Consider the following 22981-nt stretch of genomic DNA (forward strand, 5'->3'; position numbering starts at 1 on the left):
CCTGACAAAGCCGGCCTATGACCTGCTGCGCAGCGGCGAGTACGGCGGCCCGCCGTTCGACGGCGTCGTGTTCACCGATGACCTGACCGGCATGGCGGCCATCACCCAGCACTTCGGCGTCGCCGACGCGGCGCTGAAGGCGATCCAGGCCGGCGCGGACGTCGCCCTGTGGATCACCACCGACGGCATCCCGGACGTGCTGGACAAGCTGGAGGCCGCCGCGCGCGCCGGCCAACTGGACCAGGCGCAGGTCGACAAGTCGGTGCTTCGGGTGGCGGCCATGAAGGGCCCGGGCGCCAAATGCGTGAAGTGAGCTGCTTGTTGCATACCCTGTTCTGATGGCAGGTGGAACCAAGCGGCTGCCGCGGGCCGTCCGCGAACAGCAGATGCTCGACGCTGCCGTGCAGATGTTCTCGGTGAACGGCTATCACGAGACGTCGATGGACGCGATCGCCGCGCAGGCCGAGATCTCCAAACCGATGCTGTACCTCTATTACGGCTCGAAGGAAGAGTTGTTCGCGGCCTGCCTGGACCGGGAGCTGACGCGCTTCGTCGACACCGTCCGCGCGGACATCAACTTCGCCCAGAGCCCGCGCGACCTGCTGCGCAACGCCGTGCTGTCGTTCATGACGTACATCGACCGCAACCGGGCGTCCTGGATCGTGCTGTACACCCAGGCCACCAGCTCGCAGGCCTTCGCCCACACGGTGCGCGAGGGCCGTGAGAAGATCATCGACCTGGTGGCCCGGCTGCTCAGCACCGGTACCCGAAACCCGGAGCCGGACAGCGACTTCGAGATGATGGCCGTGGCTCTCGTGGGCGCGGGTGAGGCCATCGCGTCCCGCGTGAGTGCCGGCGACACCGACGTCAACGACGCCACCGAGCTGATGATCAACCTCTTCTGGCGCGGCCTGAAGGGCAAGCGCGCCGAGTCGTAGGTTTCTCGCGCTCCCGCGGCGCCGCGACGGTGCACACAGATCGCCCTCCCAGCGATTCTGGCGATCTGGTCGCACATTCGCGGACGGTCAGCCCGTCCCGGGCTCTCTCCCTTGGCACCTTTCGCCGGGAGCCGTCAACTTTCCCTGACGCGTCAAGGAAAGTTGACCACTCCAAATCGCATGTGTCACAGGAGAGAACAACACGCCGCCGGCAGCGACACGCCGGCGCCGGCCCGCCACGCCGCTGGTATGGTCCGATTCGAGCCAGTCGAACCCAACGCGGTTGGGTCAGGGAATCCGGTGCGAAACCGGAACTGACGCGCAGCGGTAAGGGGGACAGGCGGAGCAATGGCCACTGGCCCCACGTGGGCTGGGAAGGCGCTCCGGCCTGGATGATCCCGAGTCCGAAGACCTGCTGGCTCGGGTTCTCGCGGCCTGGCGGCGCGAGGTCCCGCCCACGCATGGACTCCGCGACCTGAGTCCCGGATCGGAAGGCGCCGCCGTGTCTCGACGTACCATTCTGCTTGTCTCGCTGGTTGTTTCGCTCGTCTGCTCGTGTAGCGGACCGCGGGCGACAGGAACCGTCAACGCTGGAACCGCCGGCTATCCCGTCACGCTGCAGAACTGCGGACGCACGGTGACGGTGAAATCGCCGCCGCAGCGCGCGGTTTCGATCAACCAGCCGGCCAGCGAGCTGCTCCTGGCGCTCGGGCTCGCCGACCGGATGGCCGGCACCGCGTCCTGGAGCGATGACGTCCGGCCCGACCTCGCCGCCGACAACGCCAAAGTGCCTGTGCTGAGCCGGGATTTCCCGTCGTTCGAGCGGGTACTGGCAGAGAAGCCCGACTTCGTCTATGCGACGTTCGACTGGTCGTTCACCGATCAGGGCGTCGCCCCACGGGAGCGGTTCGAGCGCCTCGGGGTGCCGACGTATCAGTCCTCCAGTGAGTGCGGTGGTCAGGACGCGCCGCAGGCGCGGGCGTTGACGCTCGACGACATGTACGCCGAAATCGCCGATGTCGCCCGGATTTTCGGTGTTTCAGAGCGGGGAGACAAGCTGGTGTCGACGTTGCGGGCGCGCATGGCGACCGCAACCATCGGTCTCAGGGCCGACGACGTCTCCCTGCTGTGGTGGTACGCCGGTACCAGAACTCCGTACATCGCGGGCTGCTGCGGAGCGCCCGGCATCATCACCACCGCGGTCGGGGCGCGCAACGCGTTCGCCGACAGCAGGCAGTTGTGGCCCGAGATTTCGTGGGAGGCCATCCTGCAGCGTGACCCCGACATGCTGGTCCTCGCCGACCTCACCCGGGGCAAGGACGGCGACAGCGTCGCCGACAAGATCAAGTTCCTCGAAACCGACCCGGCCGCAAGCAAGTTGAAGGCCGTGCGGGAGAAGCGGTGGATCATCTTGCCGGCCAGCGCGATGGATCCGTCGCTGCGCAACGTCGACGCCGTCGAGACCGTCGCGTCCGGGCTCCGCGCATTCGGACTGGGCGGGAAGTCCTGACGGCGGTGCGCACCGCCGGGATGGTGGCGCTCGGCCTGGTCGGGCTGGTGCTGTCGATCGTGGCGGCCATGGTCATCGGGCCGGCCGACCTCGGCGTGGGTGACGTGTATGCCGTCGTCGCGCAACATCTTTGGGGACGCGCCGCCGACATCCCGCCGATCGATGACGGCATCGTCTGGGAATTGCGACTGCCCCGCGCGTTGCTCGCCGCGATCTGCGGCGCGGGCCTGGCGATCTGCGGCGCGATCCTGCAGTCGCTGATGCGCAACCCGCTGGCCGACCCGTTCATGCTGGGCATCTCGTCCGGTGCGTCCACGGGAGCGGTGCTGGTCGTCGTCGCGGGGATCGGTGGCGCCCTGACGCTGTCGGGCGGGGCGTTCGTCGGTGCGGTGCTCGCGTTCGTGCTCGTGCTGGCCCTCGCCGCGGTGTCCGGCGGCGGGCCGGACCGGGTGGTGCTGGCCGGGGTCGCCGGCACTCAGCTCTTTTCGGCAACGACCGCCTTGGTCGTCTTCTCCTCCGCCGACGCGCAGCAGACCCGCGGGGTGCTGTTCTGGTTGCTCGGCTCGCTGGCCGGGGCGAGCTGGTCTCAGGTGGCACTGTGCGGTCTGGTGTGCGCGGCGTGCCTGGCCATCTGCTGGCTGCAGTCAGATGCCTTGGACGCGTTCGCGTTCGGCCATGATGCGGCCGCCGCGCTGGGTGTCTCGGTGCGGCGCGTGCGCGCCGTCTTGTTGGCGACGACGGCTCTCCTGACGGCCGTGCTGGTGAGCGCCGCCGGCGCAATCGGTTTCGTCGGGCTGGTGTTGCCGCACGCGGCCCGGATGATCGTCGGGCCGTCGCACCGCCGGCTGTTGCCTGTCACCGCGATCACCGGCGCCATCTTCATGGTCTGGGTCGACGCCGCCGCCCGCACCGTATTCGCGCCGCAGGAGTTGCCGGTCGGCGTGGTGACGGCGCTCGTCGGTGTGCCGATCTTCATGTGGATTCTGGCTCGGCGCCGGAGGTTTCGATGACGAGCGGGCTCGCCGCTGAATCCGTCAGCTGGTCTACGGGCGGTCGGCTCGTCATCGACGGGGTGTCGCTGGTCGTGGCCGACGGTGAGACGCTGGGGCTGCTCGGGCCCAACGGCGCCGGCAAGTCGTCGCTGTTGCGGTTGCTGGCCGGGCTACGGCATCCCGACACTGGTGCCGTGCTGCTCGACGGACGTCCGCTCGCCGGTCATCGTCGTCGCGCGGTGGCGCAACGGGTCGCGGTGGTCGAGCAGCAGGTCAGCACCGAGCTCGACCTGACCGTCGGCCAGATCGTGCGGCTGGGCCGAATTCCGCACCGCGGCATCTGGTCTGGTGATACCGAGGCCGACCGCCGCGCCGTCGAGCGTGCCCTGCACCAGACCGAGACGACAGCCCTGCGCGACCGGGATTGGCGCACGCTGTCCGGTGGTGAGCAGCAGCGGGTGCAGATCGCCCGGGCGCTGGCCCAGGTGCCCCGCGAGTTGCTGCTCGACGAGCCCACCAACCACCTTGATGTCCGGCACCAGTTTGAGCTGATGGCGCTGATCCGCGCGCTGCCGGTGACGGCGGTGGTGACGCTGCACGACCTGACGCTGGCGGCGTTGTTCTGCGACCGGCTGGTCGTGCTCGACAAAGGGCGGGTTGTCGCGGCCGGGGCACCCGCCGAAGTCCTTACCGCGGAACTGATTTCGTCGGTCTACGGTGTTGCGGCCCGGGTCACGGTCGACGACACCGGCCGCCCGTCGATCCAGCTCCTGCCGCCCTGACTCGCCCGCGAGAGGCGGACCCGAAATTGCCCGTCGGGCTCCGTCCCGCACATGTTTCGGCTGGAACCGTCAACTTTCCCTGACGGTTCAAGGAAAGTTGACGGATCCAAATCGCAAGTGCCACAGGAGAGCCGACACGCCCGGGCGCGCGACGAGAGCTACAGCTCGGTGACCGTCGCCGTCAGGTGCGGGTAACCCTTGGACAGGTTGCGCAGCGCCAGCTCCCAGCCGCCGTCGATGGGCTCGACGTACAACCCCACCTTGGCGGGCAGCAGCACGGGTTTGCCGAACTTGACCGAATACCGCACCGCGTCCGGCAGCTGGCCCTCGATGTTGGCCAGAACCGCTGCGGCGCTGAACATCCCGTGCGCGATGGCGGTCGGGAAGCCGAACAGCTTGGCGCCGATCGAGCTGGTGTGGATCGGGTTGTGGTCGCCGCCGACGTCGGCGTAGTGCCGAATCTGACCCGGCGTGATGCTGATGACCGCGTTGGGCGGCGGCAGCTTCGGCTGCTTGACCGGCTCGGGCTTCGGCCCGCCCGGCAGGCTGGTCCGCTGCTGGTGCAGGAACGTGGTGACCTGATTCCACACCAGGTCATTGCCTACCTTGATGTCGGTGATGATGTCGACCAGCAGGCCCTTGCGGTGTTCGCGCAGGTTCTCCGCCCGCACCGCCACGTCCAGCTTGTCCGTCACCTTGATGGGCCGGTACTGGGTGATGTGGTTCTCGATGTGCACCGAACCCATTGCGGCGAACGGGAAATCGAAACCGGTGACCAACGACATCATGGTCGGGAAGGTCAGCGCGAACGGGTACGTCAGCGGCACGGTGTCGCCGAACCGCAGCCCGGTCACCGCGGCGTACTCGGCGACGTTCTTGGGGTCGATGGTCAGGCCCGAGACCGTGACGGTGCGCGCCGGCAGGGTCGAGCCCCGCGACACGAACGGCAGCGCACCCGCCACCGCCCGTGCCATGTTGAGCAATCCGTTGGGTTGCGACATCAGGTCACGCTCCCAACAGGGCCTGGCCGCAGACCCGAATAGTGTTGCCGGTCACGGCATTCGACGCGGGGCTGGCGAAGTAGGCGATGAGCTCGGCGACGTCGACCGGCAGGCCGCCCTGGAACAGCGAGTTCAGGCGACGGCCGACCTCGCGGGTGGCCAGCGGGATGGCGTCGGTCATCTTGGTCTCGATGAAGCCCGGCGCGACGGCGTTGATGGTGACGCCCTTCTCACCGAACACCTCGGCGTACGCATCGGTCATGCCGATCATGCCGGCCTTGGTGGCGGCGTAGTTGGTCTGGCCGCGGTTACCGGCGATACCGGCCATCGAAGACAGGCCGACGATCCGTCCACCGGAGCCGATGGTGCCGTTCTCGACCAGGCCCTGCGCAAGACGTTGCGGCGCAAGCAGGTTCACGGCGATGACCGAGTCCCAGCGGGCGTCGTCCATGTTGGCGAGCAGCTTGTCGCGGGTGATGCCGGCGTTGTTGACGAGTATGTGAGCCTTGCCCCCCGAAGTTTCCGAGTGGTGCTCGGTCAGGTGGGCGACGATCTGGGCGACGGCGTCGTCGGCCGTCACGTCGAGGGCCAGCACAGTGCCACCGACGGCGGCAGCGGTCTCGGCCAGCGCGTCGGCGGCCTGCGGCACGTCGATGGCGACGACGGCGGCGCCGTCCCGCGCGAACACGCGCGCGATCTCCGCGCCGATGCCGCGCGCGGCGCCGGTCACCAGCGCGACCTTGCCGGCCAGCGGCTTGTCCCAGTCGGCCGGGGCGACGGAGTCGGCGGCGCCGACGTAGAACACCTGGCCGTCGACGTAGGCGGACTTGCCCGACAGCAGGAAGCGGACGGTCGACTCGATACCCGAGGCGGCGGGGGAAGCGGCGGACGACAGGTAGACCAGACCGATGGTGGCGCCGCGCTGCAGCTCCTTGCCGAGCGAGCGGGTGAAGCCTTCGAGGGCACGCTGGGCGATGCGCTCGTCGATGGTGGCGGCTTCGTCGGGCGTGGTGCCGACGACGACGACGCGGCTGTTGGCGGCGAGGTTGCGCAACACGGGGGTGAAGAACTGGTGGAGCTGCTTGAGCTGCTCGGGCTTGGTGATGCCGGTGGCGTCGAACAGGAGGCCGCCGAAGGAGTCGGCCCAGCGGCCGCCCACGTTGTTGCCGACCAGGTCGTAGTCGTCGGCCAGGGCGGCGCGCAGCGGCTCGGCCACACGGCCTTCGCCGCCGATCAGCAGCGGGCCGTTCAGCGCGGGTTCGCCGGCCTTGTAGCGGCGCAGCGGCTGGGGCTGCGGCACGCCGAGCTGCTTCGCCAGGAAGGAACCCGGGCCGGAGGTGAGGACTTGGGAGAGGACGTCAGCCATTGCAAGCCTTTCTGATGCGGACGTAGTTTCGCGGGCCGTTGAGGTGGCCACACCCGTCTTGTCACAGACGAACTTACTCCAGAGTAAGAACGGTGGGTAATATAGGAGTCAAGCAACATCTTGCCTCAGTCCTCGAACGTCAACGAACTGGAGAAAAACCGTGGCCGAGTCCAACAGCCGCCGCCGTGTGGCGGTCCTGGGTGGTAACCGCATTCCCTTCGCCCGATCCGACGGCGCGTACGCAAATGCCTCCAACCAGGACATGTTCACCGCCGCGCTGGACGGTCTGATCGACCGCTTCAACCTCAAGGGCGAGAAGCTCGACATGGTGATCGGTGGCGCGGTCCTCAAGCACAGCCGTGATTTCAATCTCATGCGCGAATGCGTGCTGGGCACGTCGCTGTCGCCCTACACCCCGGCGTTCGACCTCCAGCAGGCGTGTGGCACCGGTCTGCAGTCGGCCATCGCTGCCGCCGACGGCATCGCTGCCGGTCGCTACGAGGTGGCCGCCGCCGGTGGTGTCGACACCGCCTCGGATGCCCCGATCGCCCTCGGCAACGACCTGCGCCGCGTGTTGCTGAGCCTGCGCCGTGCCAAGTCGAACGTCGACCGGCTCAAGCTCGTCGGCAAGCTGCCGGCCGCCGTCGGCGTCGAGATTCCGGTCAACAGCGAGGCCCGCACCGGCCTGTCGATGGGCGAGCACGCCGCCCAGACCGCCAAGGAAATGGGCGTCAAGCGCACCGATCAGGACGCCCTGGCCGCTGCCAGCCACCAGAACATGGCCGCCGCCTACGACCGCGGCTTCTTCGACGACCTGGTCAGCCCCTTCCTGGGCCTGTACCGCGACAACAACCTGCGCGGCGACTCGTCGACCGAGAAGCTGGCCAAGCTCAAGCCCGTGTTCGGCGTGAAGCTGGGCGACGCCACCATGACCGCCGGCAACTCGACCCCGCTGACCGACGGCGCCTCGGTGGCGCTGCTGTCGACCGACGAGTGGGCGGCCGAGCACAACATCCCGGTGCTGGCCTACTTCGTCGACTCCGAGACCGCCGCCGTCGACTACGTCAACGGCACGGACGGCCTGCTCATGGCCCCGACCTACGCCGTGCCGCGGCTGCTGGCCCGCAACGGTCTGACGCTGCAGGACTTCGACTTCTACGAGATCCACGAGGCCTTCGCATCGGTCGTGCTGGCGACGCTGGCGGCCTGGGAGTCGCCCGAGTACTGCAAGGAGCGCCTCGGTCTGGATGCGCCTCTGGGTGCCATCGACCGGTCCAAGCTCAACGTCAACGGCTCGTCGCTGGCGGCGGGGCACCCGTTCGCCGCGACCGGCGGCCGCATCGTGGCCCAGCTGGCCAAGCAGCTCGCGGAGAAGAAGGCCGCGAACGGAGGGACCGGTACCTACCGCGGCCTGATCTCCATCTGCGCCGCAGGTGGGCAGGGCGTCACCGCGATTCTTGAGGCGTAGACCAGCGATTTGTGCACGATTTTCCGCGCCGGCCGCGGATTTTCGTGCACAAATCGCCCGGGTGTAACGCCCCGAGAAGTCGCAGCGATACCCCAAGTGCCTCGTGTTTCCGTCTGACCCCCGACCTGACGGAGGCACGGGGCACTCTCGTGTTCGGGGTGGTTTATGCACGGTTTTCCGCGCCACCCGCGGATTTTCGTGCACAAATCCCTACAGCAGGGCCGCGAGGATCGGCACGTGGCTGATGGTGACGTCCTTGGCCGAGGTCGTCAGAGTGACGGGGCCCATCGCCCGGAGTTTCGCCAGATCCTCGGAGGAGTCCAGCTCCTCGCGGTAGCGGGCCGCGAAGTCCTCGTACTGATCGAGATGCGCGTGGTACCACTTGCGCAGCTCATTCGACGGCGCGACGTGCGGCATCCAGGTGCCGACCCGCGGGTCGTCCTTGTGAATGCCGCGCGGCCACAAGCGGTCCACGGTCACCCGGGGTGGCTGGGCCTCGTCAACCGGGTCGTACACCCGAGCAGTGTCGATCATTTCGGGTCCTTGTGAATGGCCGCCGGGGCAGGCGGCGGGGTGAACAGGCTGCCTCCGACACTGCCACGCAACGTCCGCACCGCAACCAGTGCCCACGTGCACAGCAGGAAGACGTACGCCAGGACCGCGGCGACGCGGAACGCCGGCAGGCCGGTGTGTGCGGCCAGTTGCGACGTGCCGGTGACGAAGGTGCCGACGGGGAAGGTCAGGCTCCACCACGTCAGGGCGAAGGGCATGCCGCGCCGCATGGTCCGCACGGTCAGCGCGCTGGCCAGGCTGATCCACAGCACCGCGAAACCCCACACCGGGACGCCGAACAGCACCGCGAAGATGTTCATGCCCGACGCCAGCTCCGGGCTGATCGCGGAGGTCGCGGCCGTCCCGAGCAGCCCCGCGGCGGTGATGCCCTGCCCCAGCGGACCCAGCACGATCCACAACGTCGGGACGCGGGCCGAGCCCGAGGTGCCGTAGTGCGCGAGCCGGCTCCAGATCATCGTGATGATGATCAGCGCGGCGATCAGCGACAGCCCGAACATCGCGAAGCAGCCGTAGAACATCGTGGTGCGGGCCGTGCCCGGCGGCAGATGCGGCAGCAGCAGGGCCCCGGAGGCCGCCGACACCATCGGGGGCACGACGGGCATCAGCCAGCCGCCGAACGCGGCGTCCGGGCCGACTTCCAGCTGCGTGAACATCAGGAACGGGATGGTCATCGCGGTGAACAGGCCCCCGATGGTGCCCGCGGTCCACAGAATCCAGTCGAGGTCGACGGCGAAGCGCGTGCCGATCAGGTCCTTGCCGAGCAGCAGTGCGCCGACGCCGACGGTCATCAGCGCCATGGGCGCCGCGCCGTAGAAGTGCGTCATCTGGGGGTTGCGCACCTGGCTGCGCGCCACCGTGGGGTGGCGCACCCACTGCACCGACACCGCGACGATCAGCAGCACCAGCAGCGCGGTGGCGATCACCCAGACGCCTTCGGCGAATCCCCGCAGCCCGGGCAGGTGCACCGGCAGGGACGCGGCCGCGGTCGCGACGATGCCCGTGCCCATCACCGACGCGAACCAGTTGGGTCCGAAATATTGCAGCCGGGCAGTCTCTGGCGCGTCGATCGTCATGGTTCGATACTCACAGGTGACACAATCCGGCCTCAAGGAGCATCCCGTGCAGATCAGCATTTTCGGTTCGTTGAGTGGTCTCGAATCCCCGGTCGACGACACCGTCGCGTACCTGAACCAGCTGCGTGAAGAGGGGTTCCGGCGGGCCTGGTTCGCCCAGATGCCTTATGAGCCAGACCTTCTCACGGTCCTGACGGTCGGACTGCGCGAGGTCGACGGTATCGAGGTCGGTACCGGTGTGCTGCCCATCCAGAATCAGCTTCCGATGTTGCTGGCGCAGCGGGCGTTGACCATCAGCCAGATGGCGGGTGGACGCCTGCTGCTCGGATTGGGGATGACGCACCAGGCCGTCACCGAGGGCATGTGGGGCATCCCGTGGGACAAGCCGGTACGCCGGCTCAACGAATACCTCGACGGCTTGCTGCCACTGCTGAACGGTGAGAAGGCCGACGCCACGGGCGAGACAGTGACCACCCGCGGTGCGCTGATCATCCCTGGCGCACCGACCCCGCCGGTGTATATCGCCGCGCTCGGGCCGAAGCTGCTGCAGATCGCCGGACGGCGGTCCGCGGGCACCGTCACCTGGATGACGGGGCCGAAAACCCTTGCGGGCCATGTCAGTCCGACGTTGCGTCAGGCAGCCGCGGACGCCGGCCGCGCCGATGCGGTCCGGGTGGTCGCCGCGATTCCGGTGGCCGTGACCGACGATGTCGACGGCGCCCGCAAGCAGGCCGCCGAGCAGTTCGCGATCTACGGTCACCTGCCGTCGTATCGGGCGATGCTCGACCGCGAGGGCTACGCGGGTCCGGAGGACATCGCGATCATCGGCGATGAGCTGACGGTGCGCGACCGGCTGGCCGAACTCGAGGCCGCGGGTGTCGACGAGTACGTCGGCGTGACGTTCGAGCCGTCCGCCGAAGGCCGGGCCCGGACCCGCGCGGTGCTCAAAAAACTGGAATCCTGAGCAGGTTTGGCAAGGCTTCATTGGCTGGCGGATCGGCGCGGGCCCGCATAGCGTTGCAGGAATGGCGATCTCGTCCCATGATGCCGAGCCCCACGCGGGTTCGGTTGCGTCGAAGCTGAACTGGTTGCGCGCCGGCGTGCTCGGCGCCAATGACGGCATTGTGTCGACTGCCGGCATCGTCGTCGGTGTCGCGGCCGCGACGGTGGAGCGCGGGCCGATCTTCACCGCCGGTATGGCCGGATTGGTGGCCGGTGCGGTGTCGATGGCCTTGGGCGAGTATGTGTCCGTGAGTTCCCAGCGCGACACCGAACAGGCGCTGCTGGCCAAGGAGAAGCGCGAGCTTCAAGAAGATCCCGCCGCCGAACTCGAGGAGCTGGCCAGCCTGTTGGAGGGCCGGGGACTGTCGACGCCGACGGCCCGCACCGCCGCCGAGGAGCTCACCGATCACAACGCCTTCGCGGCGCATGCGGTGGTCGAATTGGGCATCACGCCAGGTGATTTGGCGAATCCGTGGGCGGCGGCGTTCTCGTCGGCGGTGTCGTTCACCGTCGGGGCGTTGTTGCCCTTGATCGCGATCCTGCTGCCCCCGATGGCGCTCCGCGTTCCGGTGACGATGTTCGCGGTGCTCCTGGCGCTGGCGATCACGGGCGTGGTGTCCGCCCGGCTCGGTGGCGCGTCCGTCGGAAAGGCTGTGGCGCGCAACGTGATAGGCGGCGCCCTGGCGTTGAGCGCCACCTATCTTGTCGGCCATCTCGTCGGCGGCGTCATCGCCTGAATCCGGTTGTGCGGGCCGCGGTTCTTGCCGGCGTCGCCTTAGCCCGACGGACCGCCGGCAGTTCTTACCGGCGTCGTCGCCTGAGCCCGACGGACCGCCCGCAGTTCTTACCGGCCGCCGCCCGAGCCCGACCGACCCCGCCGTCCTTGCTGGCGTCGTCGGCGTGTCGGATATTGGCGTGTCGGCTCTCCTGCGCCACATGCGATTTGGAACGGTCAACGTGCCTTGACCGTCAAGGCACGTTGACCACTCCAGATCGAACATGTCCTCGACACAGGTCCGCGGGGCCTGTCGGTGCCCGGGCGCATACTTCCCCAATATCTCTGGGGGAGGGGGCAAAGTATGGGTGGACCGAGTGATGACCCGTACATGCGTGAGCTGGGTCGTCGTGCGCTGGTGAATCTCCTGGGCGAGGAGGGCGCCTACCGCGCCCTCAATGGCCTCGATGACGACTTGCCCGACGATGACGTGTTCGAAGAGCGTGAACCCGAACCCGATCCGGTGTTGGCCGACTTCTACAGCGGAAACAGCGTGCGCGCCCTCGCCGACGCTCGTGACGGACTGGCCGCCGCGAAAGAGTGCTATGACCAGGCCGTCATCCGGGCCCGCTCGGCCGGCTGGACGTGGCCCGAGATTGCCCGTGTTCTGGGCGTTTCCAAGCAGGCCCTGCACAGCCGGTTCCGGGACCGGACGCTCGATTAGTCGGGCGTCTTCCCGCACATGTTTCGTCTGGAGCGGTCAACGTGCCTTGACCGTCAAGGCAAGTTGACCGTTCCAGATCGCATGTGCCAAGGGAGAGACCTTCGCCGGGGTCGGCCCGGCACGTGCCCACTGCCCGCGATCAGGCGCGTTTCCCAAGCTCGTTCAGGCACGCGCCCCCGGCTCGTTGAGGAACGTCGCGATCACCGGTGCCAATTCGGCGGCATTGGTGATGAGGTCGACGTGCCCGCCGGAGTGCAGGTGCAGATGCGAATGCGGCATCAGGAAATTCATGATGCGCGCGTTGGCCACCGGGATGATCGGGTCGTCCGTACCGGCCACGATCAGCGTCTCCTGACGGACAGCGGGCAACGCGTGGATGCTCGTCCACACCGCGCCGGCCATCAGCTGGTGCACGTAGCCCATCTTCGAACCCGCATGCAGCTGCTGCAGGAACAGCTTGGCGATGTCGTCGCCGTGGTGCCGGACGGTCCCGCCGTAGAGTTCCCCGGCGATCGAGGCGGCGTACGACGCATTCGAGAACCGCTTCGGCGTCAACATTTTCGCCAGCACCCGCGGGTGCCCGGGCACCATCACTGCGCCTGTTCCGGTGGCCACCAGCACCAGCCGACGGCAGCGCCGGGGGTTCTGGAACGCGAACTGCTGTGCCAGCGCCCCGCCCCAGGACAGGCCCAGGACGTCGACGACGGTGAACCCCAGCTTGTTCAGCATTCGCCCCATGACCCAGGCCAGGTACGGAAAGCCATAGGGCGCGAACGATGTTGGCGATCCGCCGGTGCCGGGCACGTCGAACCGGATGATTGTGGTGTCCGGCAGGTGCTCGACCAACGGGTCGAGCACCTCGAGGCTGGCGCCGATGCCGTTGCACAGCACCAGTGGAACCGCATTGGGATCGGTGCCGCGGTCAACCCGGATCCGAAGCCGCTGACCGCCGACGGACACATACCGCTCGGTGACGGTCATTTCTGCAGCACGTACGTGCCGGGCGCCGGGCCGACGGCGATGAAGCCCTCGGCGCCCAGCGTTTTCGGGGCGTCGACGTCGTCGCCGCTGCGCTCGGCCAGCCATGCGACGTAATCGGGCCACCAGGAGTCGCTGGACTTCTCAGCCTCGGCCAGCCATTCCTCGGGCGTCCCGTCCTGCACTTGCGCGATCCGGTACGACGCCTTGGGGTTCCCCGGCGGGTTGACCAGCGCGGCGATGTGGCCGCTGGTGGACAGCACGTAGCGATTGTCCTTGCTGCCCAACAACTTCGCGCTGCGGTAGGTGGCCTGCCACGGTGAGATGTGGTCGGCGATGCCGCCGATGACGTACGCGTCGCAGGTGATCTTGGACAGGTCGACGGGCGTCCCCAGCATGCTCACCGCGCCCGGGGTCACCAGCGAGTTGTTCAGGCCCATCAACACCATGTCGCGGTGCAGTGCGGCCGCCATGCGGGTGGTGTCGGCGTTCCAGAACAGCACGTCGAACGCCGCCGGGCTGCGGCCCTGCACGTAGTTGTTCACCCAGTACCGCCACACCAGATCGGTCGGCCGCAGCCAGGCGAACATCTCGGCCATGGCTTTGCCGTCGAGATAGCCCTTCTTCGCGGACGTGGCGATCGCGGCCTGTGCCGCGCGGTCACTCATTGCGGCAGAAGCGAATCCGGCGCGGTCCTGGTCCAGCACCGTCACCGCCAGGGTGAGGCTGGCGACTTTGTCGGCGTCGCCGGTCTCGGCCAGGTGTGCCGCGGTCATGGCGGTGATGATGCCACCGGAGCAGCTCGCCATCAGGTGGGCGCCGGCCGTGCCGCAGATCGCCCGCACCGCGTCGATGGCCTCGATGATGGCGGCGCCGTAGGCGTTGATGTCCCAATCCTTGTGCCGGGCCTGCGGATTGCGCCACGAGATGGCGAACACCTGCTGCCCCTGCTGCACGAAGTACTCGATCATGCTGCGGCCCGGAGCGATGTCCATGACGTAGTACTTGTTGATCACCGGCGGCACCATCAGCAGCGGCACCGTGTGGACGGTCGGGGTCTGGGGTGCGTACTGGATCAGCTCGAACATCCGGGTCTGCAGCACCACAGCACCTTTGGTGACGGCGACCGTCTCGCCGACGGTGTAGGCGTCCGGCTCGACCATGGCCGGCACCCGGGGTGACGACATCATGTCGCGGGCAAAGGCTTTCAAACCGCGGACGGCGCTGAGGCCGCCGGTGTCGATCATCGCCTTCCAGCCCAGTGGGCTGATCAACGGGTTGTTGGTGGGCGCCAGGCCCTCGATGGCGTTGTCGAAGACGAACCGCATGCGGGCTTCGTCGCGCCAGTCCAGATCGGCGTCGGAGAACAGCTTCTCAGCGGTGTCCGATGCGGCGAGGTAGCCCTGCATGATGCGGTGCAGGAGTGGATTCTGTTGCCACGCAGCGTCACTGAAGCGCTTGTCGGCGCGTTGTGGTGCCCGGTCGGAGTCGCCGGTGGCGATCTCGCCGAGTTCGCCGGCCAGTTCCTTGCCACGCTCCAGTAGGGTGCGTGGCTGCTTGGCCAGGCTGACGGCCATGCGGGCCCAGGCCTGGTCCGGCAGCATCCTGCGGGCGAACGGTTTGGTGGCGCTGGTCAGCAGCAGGTCCAGGGGTGCGGCGAGTTCGGAGGGTTGCGGCGTAGATGTTGTAGCCATGTCAGTCCTTTAATCCGTTGTGGGAATGGTGATTTCGCGACGGAGGAGCTTCCCGGTCGGGCCCTTGGGCAGCTCGTCGAGGAACCAGATACGTCGCGGGTACTTGTAGGCGGCCACCTGGCTCTTGACGAACTCGCGGAGTTCGTCGACGGCGACCTCGATGCCCGGCTTGAGGCTGACGGCAGCGCCGACCTCCTCGCCGAGCGAGTCGTGCGGAATGCCCACCACAGCGGCTTCCGCCACAGCGGGGTGGGTGTAGAGCACCTCTTCGATCTCGCGGGGGTAGACGTTGAAGCCGCCGCGGATGATGAGTGCCTTCTTGCGGTCGACGATGTAGTAGTAGCCGTCCTCGTCGGTGCGGGCGATGTCGCCGGTGGCGAACCAGCCGTCGGCGTTGATGGCTTCGGCGGTGGCCTCGGGCAGGTTCCAGTAGCCCTTCATGACGTTGTGCCCGCGGATCTGGATTTCGCCGGGCTCGCCTTGCGCCACCGGGGCGCCGTCGTTGTCGACCACCCGCATCTCGACGCCCTCGACCGGCGTACCGATCGAACCGGGCTTGCGCGGACGGTCCGGATGGTTGAACGCCGCGACCGGCGAGGTCTCGGACAGGCCGTAGCCCTCCAGGATCGGGCAGTCGAAGGTCTTCTCGAAGTCCTGCAGCACCTGGACCGGGATTGCCGCGCCGCCGGAGACCGCCACCCGCAGCGTGGCCGTCGACGCCGAACCGCCCGCGGCCAGCAGCGCCGAGTACATCGTCGGCACGCCCTCGAAGATGGTGACGCCGTCGCGCTCGACCAGCTCCAGTGCCTTCGCCGGATCGAACCGGGGCAGCAGGCACAGGGTCGCCCCGGCCAGCACTGCCGAGTTCAGGCCGCACGTCAGGCCGAAAACGTGGAACAACGGCAGGCAGCCCATCACCACGTCGTCGGGCCCGATGTTCAGCAGTGTCCGCACGCAGACGTCGGCGTTGCGGCCCAGACCGCCGTGGGTGAGTTCGGCGCCCTTGGGCTTGCCCGTCGTACCCGAGGTGTGGAGGACGACGGCGGTGTCGTCGTCGGCGCGCTCGACCGGCGCGGGCTGCGCCGGGAGGTCCGCGATCAGCGCCGCCAACCCGGCGTCGTCAACCACCCAGCAACCCGCGCCCGCGGCCTCGGCACCGGCCTGCGCTTCATCGGCGAAGGCGGGCGGGGCGAACAGCGCCTTGGCGGTGGTGTTGGAGAGGTAGAACTCGATCTCGGGGGCCTTGAGCAGCGGGTTCATCGGCACCGCGACCGCTCCGGCGTACAGGATCCCGTAGAACACGGCCGGGAAGGCCGGACCGTTCGGCAGCATGACGCCAACTCGGTCGCCCGGCTCGATGCCGGCCTGCTGCAGCAGCGTGGCGACGCGGGCGGCGGCGTCGTCGAACTGGGAGTAGGTGTAGGTCTGGTCGTCGCAGCGGAGGGCGACGTGGTCGGGACGACGGGTCCGGCTGGCGACGAGGTTCTGGGCGAGGTTGGTCATGTATTCAAGGGTGGTGTCGCGCGCACCGGGAAGCGATGGTGGCGGGAACAACAGTGACCATCGCCAAATGTGATCGGCCACAATCGGCGCCTCACCTAAGGTTGGCTGATGGCCGGGGTCGACGAGCACATGCTGGAACTCAGCCGGATCATGCTCACGCGTGTGGAGACCCTGGGCGAGCAACTGGCCGACCGGATCTACAGCCGGATCGACGGCTACCGTGCGACCCCGTCAGCACGCGACAATGTGCGCGAAAGTTGTGTCGCCAACATGACTTTCGTGTTCCACACCCTCTGCAACGACGGCGAGGCGGACCTGTCGCCGGCCGAGGCGACCGGCCGCGAGCGGGCTGTCGAGGGCATTCCGCTGGCAGCGGTCATGACGGCCTACCGCATCGGTTTCCGGTTCATGTGGGAGAGCAGCGTCGCCGCCGCGCGGGAGGCCGGCATCCCGACCGAGTCCATCCTCGAGGCCAGCGCGCGCATCTTCCTGAGCCAGGACGAGTTCACGCAGGCGATGACGGGCGCCTACCGCGAACAGCTCACCAGCCAGATCGTGGACCGGGAGGAAGAGCGGTCGGCTCTGGTGGAGGCGGTGCTGTTCGGTCGCATCACCGACAACCAGAGCCTGTGGGAGGCCGCCGATCTGCTGGGGCTGCCGACGACGGGGCCGTATGTCGTTGCGGCAGCCGAGATTCCGTCCATCGGCAAGGTGGGGCTGCCCGAGATCGCGAGCAAGCTCGCCGCCCGCGACATCCGGTCGGCCTGGCGGCTGCTGCCCGACCTGCAGGTCGGCGTCGTGCACCTGCGGCAGGACGTGACGTACGGCGTGCTGGTCGAGGTGCTCCGCAAGGTCGCGACGGCGCGCGTCGGCCTCAGTCCCGCGTTCGTGAGTCTGGCGGAGACGGGCGAGGGCCTGCGGCTGGCTCGTTTGGCGGTGACCGGTAAGCCGAGCCGGGACGGATGGGTGAGTGCCTTCGATGACGCGCCGCTGGCGTTCGCCGCCGTCAGCGCGCCTGAGGTGATGAACCGTATCGAGGAGTCGGTTTTGGGCGGGCTCCGCGGGCTGCCGGCCGAGGAACGGACCGTCCTCTCTCAGACGTTCCAGGCCTGGCTCGACGCCGGGGGCTCCGCCAACGAGGCGGCGGCCGCAATCTTCTGCCACCCCAACACCATTCGGCACCGGCTGCACCGCATCGAGGAGCGCACAGGACGGTCCCTCTCGCGTCCCCGCGACGTCGCCGAGCTGTGCCTGGCCTTCGAGATCAGCCAGCGCCTTCCCGACTAGTTTGCGTTCCCTGCCGCGAGTGTGCAGCCAGAGTGTCTGACGGCCGGATCTGCGCTCTACGCGCACGCTCGAGGCGTCAGCCCCGGCGCTGCGTCACACAAAAGAAAACGGCCCCCGCCGAAGCGGGGGCCGTTCACTTTGCCTGGATCAGAAGGACGCTTCGTCCAGCTCCATGGTCTCGTTGTCGATGGACTCGACAACGCTGCGGACGCTGGTGAGCAGCGGCAGCATGTTCTTGGCGAAGAACGAAGCCGACGCGATCTTGCCCTCGTAGAACGCACGGTCGTCGCCGGTGGCGCCCTCGTCGAGCGCCTTGATGGCGACCGCGGCCTGCTTCAGCAGCAGCCAGCCGATGACCAGGTCGCCGACGGCCAGCAGGAAGCGCACCGAACCCAGGCCCACCTTGTAGATGGACTTCGGGTCTTCCTGAGCGGCCATCAGGTAGCCGGTCAGGGAGGCGGCCATGCTCTGGACGTCGCCCAGGGCGGTGGCCAGCAGCTCGCGCTCGGCCTTCAGGCGGCCGTTGCCGTCCTGGTTCTTGATCAGCTGCTCGATCTCGCCGGCGACGAACGCCAGGGCCTGGCCCTTGTCGCGGATGATCTTGCGGAAGAAGAAGTCCTGCGCCTGGATGGCGGTGGTGCCTTCGTACAGCGAGTCGATCTTGGCGTCACGGATGTACTGCTCAACCGGGTAGTCCTGCAGGAAGCCGGAACCACCGAAGGTCTGCAGCGACTCGGTCAGCTTCTCGTAGGCCCGCTCGGAGCCGACGCCCTTGACGATGGGGAGCATCAGGTCGTTGACCTTGAATGCCAGCTCGGCGTCCACACCGTGGACCGCCTTGGCGACCTCGGCGTCCTGGAACGAGGCGGTATACAGGTACACCGCGCGCAGGCCCTCGGCGTACGCCTTCTGGGTCAGCAGCGCCCGGCGAACATCCGGGTGGTGCATGATCGTGACGCGCGGCGCGGTCTTGTCCATCATCTGGGTCAGGTCGGCACCCTGGATGCGGCTCTTGGCGTACTCGAGAGCGTTCAGGTAGCCGGTCGACAGGGTCGCGATGGCCTTGGTGCCGACCATCATGCGGGCCTGCTCGATGACGTCGAACATCTGCGCAATGCCGTTGTGGACCTCGCCGACGAGCCAACCGACGGCGGGGACGCCGTGCTGGCCGAGCGACAGCTCACAGGTGGCCGAAACCTTCAGGCCCATCTTGTGCTCGACGTTGGTGACGAAGGCGCCGTTGCGCTCGCCGGGCTCACCGGTCTCGGGGTCGAAGTGGAACTTCGGCACGAAGAACAGCGACAGACCCTTGGTGCCCGGGCCGGCGCCCTCGGGGCGGGCCAGCACCAGGTGCATGATGTTTTCGAACAGGTCGTCCGAGTCGGCCGAGGTGATGAATCGCTTCACACCGTCGATGTGCCAGGTGCCGTCGGGCTGCTGGGTGGCCTTGGTGCGGCCGGCGCCCACGTCAGAACCAGCGTCGGGCTCGGTCAGCACCATGGTGGCGCCCCAGCCGCGCTCGGCAGCGAGGACGGCCCACTTCTTCTGCTCGTCGGTGCCGTTGTTGTAGAAGATTTCGCACATACCCGAGCCCATGGCGTACATGTAGGCGGCCGGGTTGGCGCCGAGGACGTGCTCGATGAGCGCCCACTGCAGCGCGCGGGGCATCGGCATGCCGCCGAGCTCTTCCTTCAGGCCGACCTTGTCCCAGCCGCCGTCGAGCAGAGCGCGCATCGACTTCTTGAAGGGCTCGGGCAGCTTGACGGTGTGGGTCGCGGGGTCGAAGACCGGCGGGTTGCGGTCGCCGTCGGCGAACGAATCGGCGATCGGGCCCTCAGCGAGGCGCGCGATCTCATTGAGCATTTCGCCGGCGGTGTCGGCGTCCAGGTCGGCGAACTTGCCGTCACCCAAAGCCTTGTCTACGCCGAAGACCTCGAACAGGTTGAACACCTGGTCACGGACGTTGCTCTTGTAGTGGCCCACGATTTCTCCTCGATGAGATGGACTGTTGGGGTTGGGTACTCAGGGCTAAGTTACCCACCAGTAGCTGTGCCTAACTATACCGCCGGGTAACTTCATCGCAAAGCACTTGCGAGCAATTTGTACGCACGGACCAACCCAGTAGTTGATCGGAGCCCCATCGGAACCGTCAAAAACTCGCTGACCTGCAGTTTTTAGCGGGTGTGAGGCTGGTCACTGAGTCCTCGTTTTCGGGGGAAATCAGCCTTTGATGACGTTGGCGTCAGTAACCCGGAATTTGGCGAGCCGGTTGTGCCACGATGAGCCCCGTGAGGGGCGTCATCCTGGGAAAACAAGACCAGATGGTCGGACGCGACGGCTGGGCTGATGTCTGAGCGCCCGGCGATCTGCTTGAACATGATCGTCAAGGACGAGGCACACATCGTTCGTCAAGTGCTGGACGTATGCGCGCCGTATATCAGCTCGTGGGTGATCGTCGATACCGGCTCGACTGACGGCACCCAAGACACGATCAGAAACCACATGGCCGGCCTCGGCATACCGGGTGAGCTCCACGAACGGCCCTGGCGCAATTTCGGCCACAACCAGACTGAGGCGATGGCTCTCGCTCAGGGGCACGGGGACTATCGGTTGTGGATGGACGCCGATGACGTCTTCATCGGCACACCGGACTTCACGCAGCTGGATGCCGACATCTACAGCTTGCGTGTCGGTTCTGGCTTCACCTACTGGCGGCCCCAGCTGATCCGCAGCGCGCTACCCGTCCGTTGCGTCGGTGTCATCCACGCGTACCTCGCGTGCGACGAACCCAACGTGTCGTGGGCCCGCCTCGACGGTGACTACTACGTCGACTCCCGTCGCCTCGGTGCACAAAGCAAGGATCCCGGGCGGTATGCGCGTGACGCGCAGATGTTGCTGGCCGAAGTCGAGCGCAACCCGCAAGACTCGCGGTCGGTGTTCTATCTGGCGCAGAGCTACTTCGACGCAGGTGATTACATCCACGCATACACGTGGTACCAGCGGCGGGCCGACATGGGCGGCTGGGAGGAAGAGGTCTATTACTCGCTGAACCGGGTCGCGCAGTGCATGGCGAATCTTGGGCGGCCATGGCCGGACGTCCAAGACGCGTACCTGCGGGCCTGGGCGTTTCGGCCGACCCGGGCCGAGCCGCTCTATCACATCGCCGTGCACTATCGGGTTGAGCGCGAGTATCAGCTCGGCCATCTGTTCGCTGAGCGGGCTGCCCAAATCCCGCTCCCCGAGGATGACAATTTGTTTGTTTTCGCGGACGTGTACTCGTGGTGCGCGCTGGACGAGCAGGCGGTGTGTGCGTCGTGGATAGGCAAGCACGCGGAAGCGTTTGCGTTGTGCCGACATTTGCTGGCGCTGCGCGATATCCCCGATGGACGTCGGCAGGAGATCGCGGGCAACCGCGACTTTTCGGTACCGGCCTTGCTCGAAGCGGCCTCGTCATACCCCGCTGAGGTGGTCGGCAGTCTTGCCACGACTTCCCACGCGGAGGTAACGGTCAGTCTGATCGCTGGGCCAGACCTCGCCGTCACGGAGCGGACGCTGAACTCGTTTTTGCACTGCTGCACCGATGTGTCGCGGGCCCGGCGGTTCATCGTGGCCGACGCCGGTTTGTCCGACGCCGACCGCCGGCTGCTGGAGGACCGGTATGGGTTCCTGGAATTTGCTGATTGTGGCGGTGGCGATCGGGCATCGCAGCTGGCGCAGCTTCGTGCGCGGATTGATGGGCGGTTCTGGCTGCACCTGGGAGAGGGCTGGCAGTTCTTTGCGCCGGAGGACTTGATCACCAGGCTGATCGGGGTCTTGGAAACCGAGCCGACGGTGCACCAGGTGGGTATCAACTATGGCGATGCGGACAAGCTGACTGGTGCGTGCGCGCCCGAGCAGGAAGTGCGGCGCACACCCGATGCTGCCCGTTACGTTTTGACGGATAGGGAAGCGGTCGGCCCGGCGATGGTCGACACAACGCGCATGGATCAGGCCGGCGCCACCGCTACGCTCGACGAAGTTCTCTGTATCTGCGGCGTCTTGTGAGCGGTTCAGACGTCGAAGAAGAAAAGTTGAACGAGACGGCTGGGGATGACGCCATCTGCCTCGAAATGGGCGTACGAGGTCGCCGAATGAAATAGTGCTGCGTCCCAAATGACCAGCCTGTTGTATAGACCGGCCACTGATTCCATCAGCTCCCAATTGTCGCCGTGTTCGATGTTGTACGGGTCGTAAACAATGGACTGCGCGGCGGCCACGGCCGCGTCGTTCCCGAGTCGCTGTCGTTCTAGTGGGTGATCGGGCCTGCGGCGGCAACCGTGAGTACGGTCGCGCCAGAAACTCGTACCGCTGGAAGGTGGTGCATCGGGAGTGAGATAGACGGCGGCAGCGTAACTTTGGCTGTCGTGGTGCCACACGAGTGGATCGCTGTGGCTGGTCTGCTGGAAGCAGCCGTTGGCATTGTGGCCCAGCCATTCCGTAACGGGCGTACCGAGGAGTCGCCCGAACTCCTCGCGTAAGTGGGGCCACAGGAACCGCTGATCGGATCGAAGTCCCTTGTAGAACCGCAGGTCTTCGTTGTAGTTCTGGCCCAATGCAATGGCGCGTACGGCGTCCGGGTCGGAGTAGAAATTGTCGACGGCCACGATGTGCGGTACATGGCGTACAAAGGCCGGCGAGCTGTGGTCGTGTACTGCGTGTAGTGCGCTTTCCGGCAGCCACATGGGCAGTCTCGAGTCGCCGCTTTCAACCAGATATTGGATCTGGTTGTCCCGCATTCGGATATCCGTAATGCGGGCTGCTGCCCCGTAGAACGGGACGGTATCGCCCGGAGCGAGTGATGCCACGAAATTCTCCTTGAGTCGCACTATCGTCCGCCGGGGACCGCCCGCCGACGACCAGTCAGTAGATGTAGTTCGCGTAGGGCGCGCTTTTTGGATTCTCCATCTCCCAGTCGAGGACCCCGTTCTCGCGCCAGATGAAGTCATCCACACCTAATTCTACGAATCGGTCGTGAATACGGGCGTTGTGATGCAGCATGAATGCACGAACGAGGCGCTGTATCTCGGGGTTTCTGGTTCGCTGCGTATTTCCGCTTGACTCATTGTTGTAGTACTGGATGTATCCCCATCTCTTGATGTGGCACATACGTGTCGATAGAAACGTGCGAAGAATGAGCTCGTAGTCTTCGCATGTATGCAGTTCGGGGTTGTAGCCGCCTGCTGCGAAGTAGGCACTGCGCGTCCAGGCCCGGAAGTGATTGGGTGCGGCGACGATATGCCGAATGGTTTTCGAGTTGACTTCGGGAGAGTTCGCGACGAGGTAAAGGGGCTCTTCATGATTGAGGGTGTAGAACGGTCAGCTGCTGTCGGCCTGTG

Annotated in this window: 20 protein-coding genes and 1 riboswitch; of the genes, 11 read left to right on the plus strand and 9 right to left on the minus strand. The window is 66.9% G+C overall.

The features are described from left to right. The 5 genes from EB75_RS21980 to EB75_RS22000 all read left to right on the plus strand — a co-directional run. The coding region (locus tag EB75_RS21980) for a glycoside hydrolase family 3 N-terminal domain-containing protein (RefSeq protein ID WP_286150286.1) at positions 1-313 on the plus strand (313 nt) is incomplete at its 5' end. A 25-nt stretch (positions 314-338) separates the two neighbouring features. Next, a complete protein-coding gene (locus tag EB75_RS21985; protein WP_073697390.1) occupies positions 339-938 on the plus strand; it encodes a TetR/AcrR family transcriptional regulator in 600 nt (199 codons plus the stop codon). Positions 939-1186: 248 nt separating this feature from the next. Further along, positions 1187-1372: riboswitch (cobalamin riboswitch) on the plus strand. A 68-nt stretch (positions 1373-1440) separates the two neighbouring features. Beyond that, a complete protein-coding gene (locus EB75_RS21990) occupies positions 1441-2448 on the plus strand; it encodes an ABC transporter substrate-binding protein (protein WP_286150287.1) in 1008 nt (335 codons plus the stop codon). Between the two features lie 20 nt (positions 2449-2468). Further along, entirely contained in the window at positions 2469-3458 is a 990-nt protein-coding gene (locus EB75_RS21995) for a FecCD family ABC transporter permease (RefSeq protein ID WP_073697406.1), read from the plus strand. Continuing rightward, positions 3455-4222, plus strand: coding sequence for an ABC transporter ATP-binding protein (locus EB75_RS22000; RefSeq protein ID WP_073697391.1), 768 nt, complete (start codon positions 3455-3457; stop codon positions 4220-4222). The genes EB75_RS21995 and EB75_RS22000 overlap by 4 nt, the downstream gene beginning before the upstream one ends. 158 nt (positions 4223-4380) lie before the next feature. On the opposite strand, the gene EB75_RS22005 is transcribed toward EB75_RS22000, so the two are convergent. Beyond that, positions 4381-5223, minus strand: a complete 843-nt coding sequence (locus EB75_RS22005) for a MaoC/PaaZ C-terminal domain-containing protein (protein ID WP_073697392.1) — start codon at positions 5221-5223, stop codon at positions 4381-4383. Between the two features lie 4 nt (positions 5224-5227). Further along, positions 5228-6589 carry a 3-oxoacyl-ACP reductase gene (locus EB75_RS22010; protein ID WP_073697393.1) on the minus strand — a complete coding sequence of 454 codons (1362 nt, stop codon included), beginning with the start codon at positions 6587-6589 and terminating at the stop codon, positions 5228-5230. 160 nt (positions 6590-6749) lie between these two features. Here EB75_RS22010 and EB75_RS22015 point away from each other — a divergent pair, with 160 nt between their 5' ends. After that, positions 6750-8057, plus strand: a complete 1308-nt coding sequence (locus tag EB75_RS22015) for an acetyl-CoA C-acetyltransferase (RefSeq protein ID WP_073697394.1) — start codon at positions 6750-6752, stop codon at positions 8055-8057. A 210-nt stretch (positions 8058-8267) separates the two neighbouring features. On the opposite strand, the gene EB75_RS22020 is transcribed toward EB75_RS22015, so the two are convergent. Both EB75_RS22020 and EB75_RS22025 read right to left on the minus strand, forming a co-directional pair. Beyond that, positions 8268-8591: a DUF488 domain-containing protein gene (locus tag EB75_RS22020; RefSeq protein ID WP_073697395.1), complete on the minus strand. Its 324-nt coding sequence runs from the start codon at positions 8589-8591 to the stop codon at positions 8268-8270. Beyond that, complete coding sequence (locus EB75_RS22025; protein WP_142239757.1) at positions 8588-9703, minus strand: TDT family transporter; 1116 nt, start codon at positions 9701-9703, stop codon at positions 8588-8590. Before EB75_RS22025 ends, EB75_RS22020 begins: the two co-directional genes overlap by 4 nt. Here EB75_RS22025 and EB75_RS22030 point away from each other — a divergent pair. The 3 genes from EB75_RS22030 to EB75_RS22040 all read left to right on the plus strand — a co-directional run bounded on the left by EB75_RS22030 (position 9702) and on the right by EB75_RS22040 (position 12144). Further along, positions 9702-10667 (plus strand): TIGR03564 family F420-dependent LLM class oxidoreductase, encoded by a 966-nt coding sequence (locus EB75_RS22030; protein ID WP_174557707.1) that lies wholly within the window; start codon positions 9702-9704, stop codon positions 10665-10667. The genes EB75_RS22025 and EB75_RS22030 overlap by 2 nt on opposite strands. A 61-nt stretch (positions 10668-10728) precedes the next feature. After that, entirely contained in the window at positions 10729-11442 is a 714-nt protein-coding gene (locus EB75_RS22035; protein WP_073697397.1) for a VIT1/CCC1 transporter family protein, read from the plus strand. Positions 11443-11784: 342 nt separating this feature from the next. Further along, positions 11785-12144 (plus strand): hypothetical protein, encoded by a 360-nt coding sequence (locus EB75_RS22040; protein ID WP_286150288.1) that lies wholly within the window; start codon positions 11785-11787, stop codon positions 12142-12144. Between the two features lie 162 nt (positions 12145-12306). On the opposite strand, the gene phaZ is transcribed toward EB75_RS22040, so the two are convergent. Genes phaZ through EB75_RS22055 form a run of 3 tightly spaced genes read right to left on the minus strand, consistent with a single transcriptional unit; the run spans position 12307 to position 16319 of the window. Then, complete coding sequence (gene phaZ, locus EB75_RS22045; RefSeq protein ID WP_073697398.1) at positions 12307-13125, minus strand: poly(3-hydroxyalkanoate) depolymerase; 819 nt, start codon at positions 13123-13125, stop codon at positions 12307-12309. Beyond that, the gene (locus EB75_RS22050) at positions 13122-14816 is read right to left on the minus strand and encodes a PHA/PHB synthase family protein (protein WP_073697399.1); all 1695 of its coding nucleotides are present in this window, start codon (positions 14814-14816) and stop codon (positions 13122-13124) included. Before EB75_RS22050 ends, phaZ begins: the two co-directional genes overlap by 4 nt. Before the next feature lie 9 nt (positions 14817-14825). Continuing rightward, the gene (locus EB75_RS22055; RefSeq protein ID WP_073697409.1) at positions 14826-16319 is read right to left on the minus strand and encodes a long-chain-fatty-acid--CoA ligase; all 1494 of its coding nucleotides are present in this window, start codon (positions 16317-16319) and stop codon (positions 14826-14828) included. Between the two features lie 108 nt (positions 16320-16427). Between EB75_RS22055 and EB75_RS22060 the strand changes: the two genes are divergently transcribed. After that, on the plus strand, positions 16428-17606 hold the full coding sequence (locus EB75_RS22060) for a PucR family transcriptional regulator (RefSeq protein WP_073697400.1): 1179 nt from the start codon (positions 16428-16430) through the stop codon (positions 17604-17606). A gap of 147 nt (positions 17607-17753) precedes the next feature. On the opposite strand, the gene EB75_RS22065 is transcribed toward EB75_RS22060, so the two are convergent. Then, a complete protein-coding gene (locus EB75_RS22065) occupies positions 17754-19589 on the minus strand; it encodes an acyl-CoA dehydrogenase (protein ID WP_073697401.1) in 1836 nt (611 codons plus the stop codon). Between the two features lie 363 nt (positions 19590-19952). Between EB75_RS22065 and EB75_RS22070 the strand changes: the two genes are divergently transcribed. After that, positions 19953-21650: a glycosyltransferase gene (locus EB75_RS22070; protein WP_073697402.1), complete on the plus strand. Its 1698-nt coding sequence runs from the start codon at positions 19953-19955 to the stop codon at positions 21648-21650. A gap of 5 nt (positions 21651-21655) precedes the next feature. Here EB75_RS22070 and EB75_RS22075 read toward each other — a convergent pair whose 3' ends face one another. Beyond that, a complete protein-coding gene (locus EB75_RS22075) occupies positions 21656-22450 on the minus strand; it encodes a DUF6445 family protein (RefSeq protein WP_142239758.1) in 795 nt (264 codons plus the stop codon). Between the last annotated feature and the right edge of the window lie 531 nt (positions 22451-22981).

Origin of the sequence: Mycobacterium sp. ST-F2, assembly GCF_001905655.1 — a bacterium.
Classification (GTDB): domain Bacteria; phylum Actinomycetota; class Actinomycetes; order Mycobacteriales; family Mycobacteriaceae; genus Mycobacterium.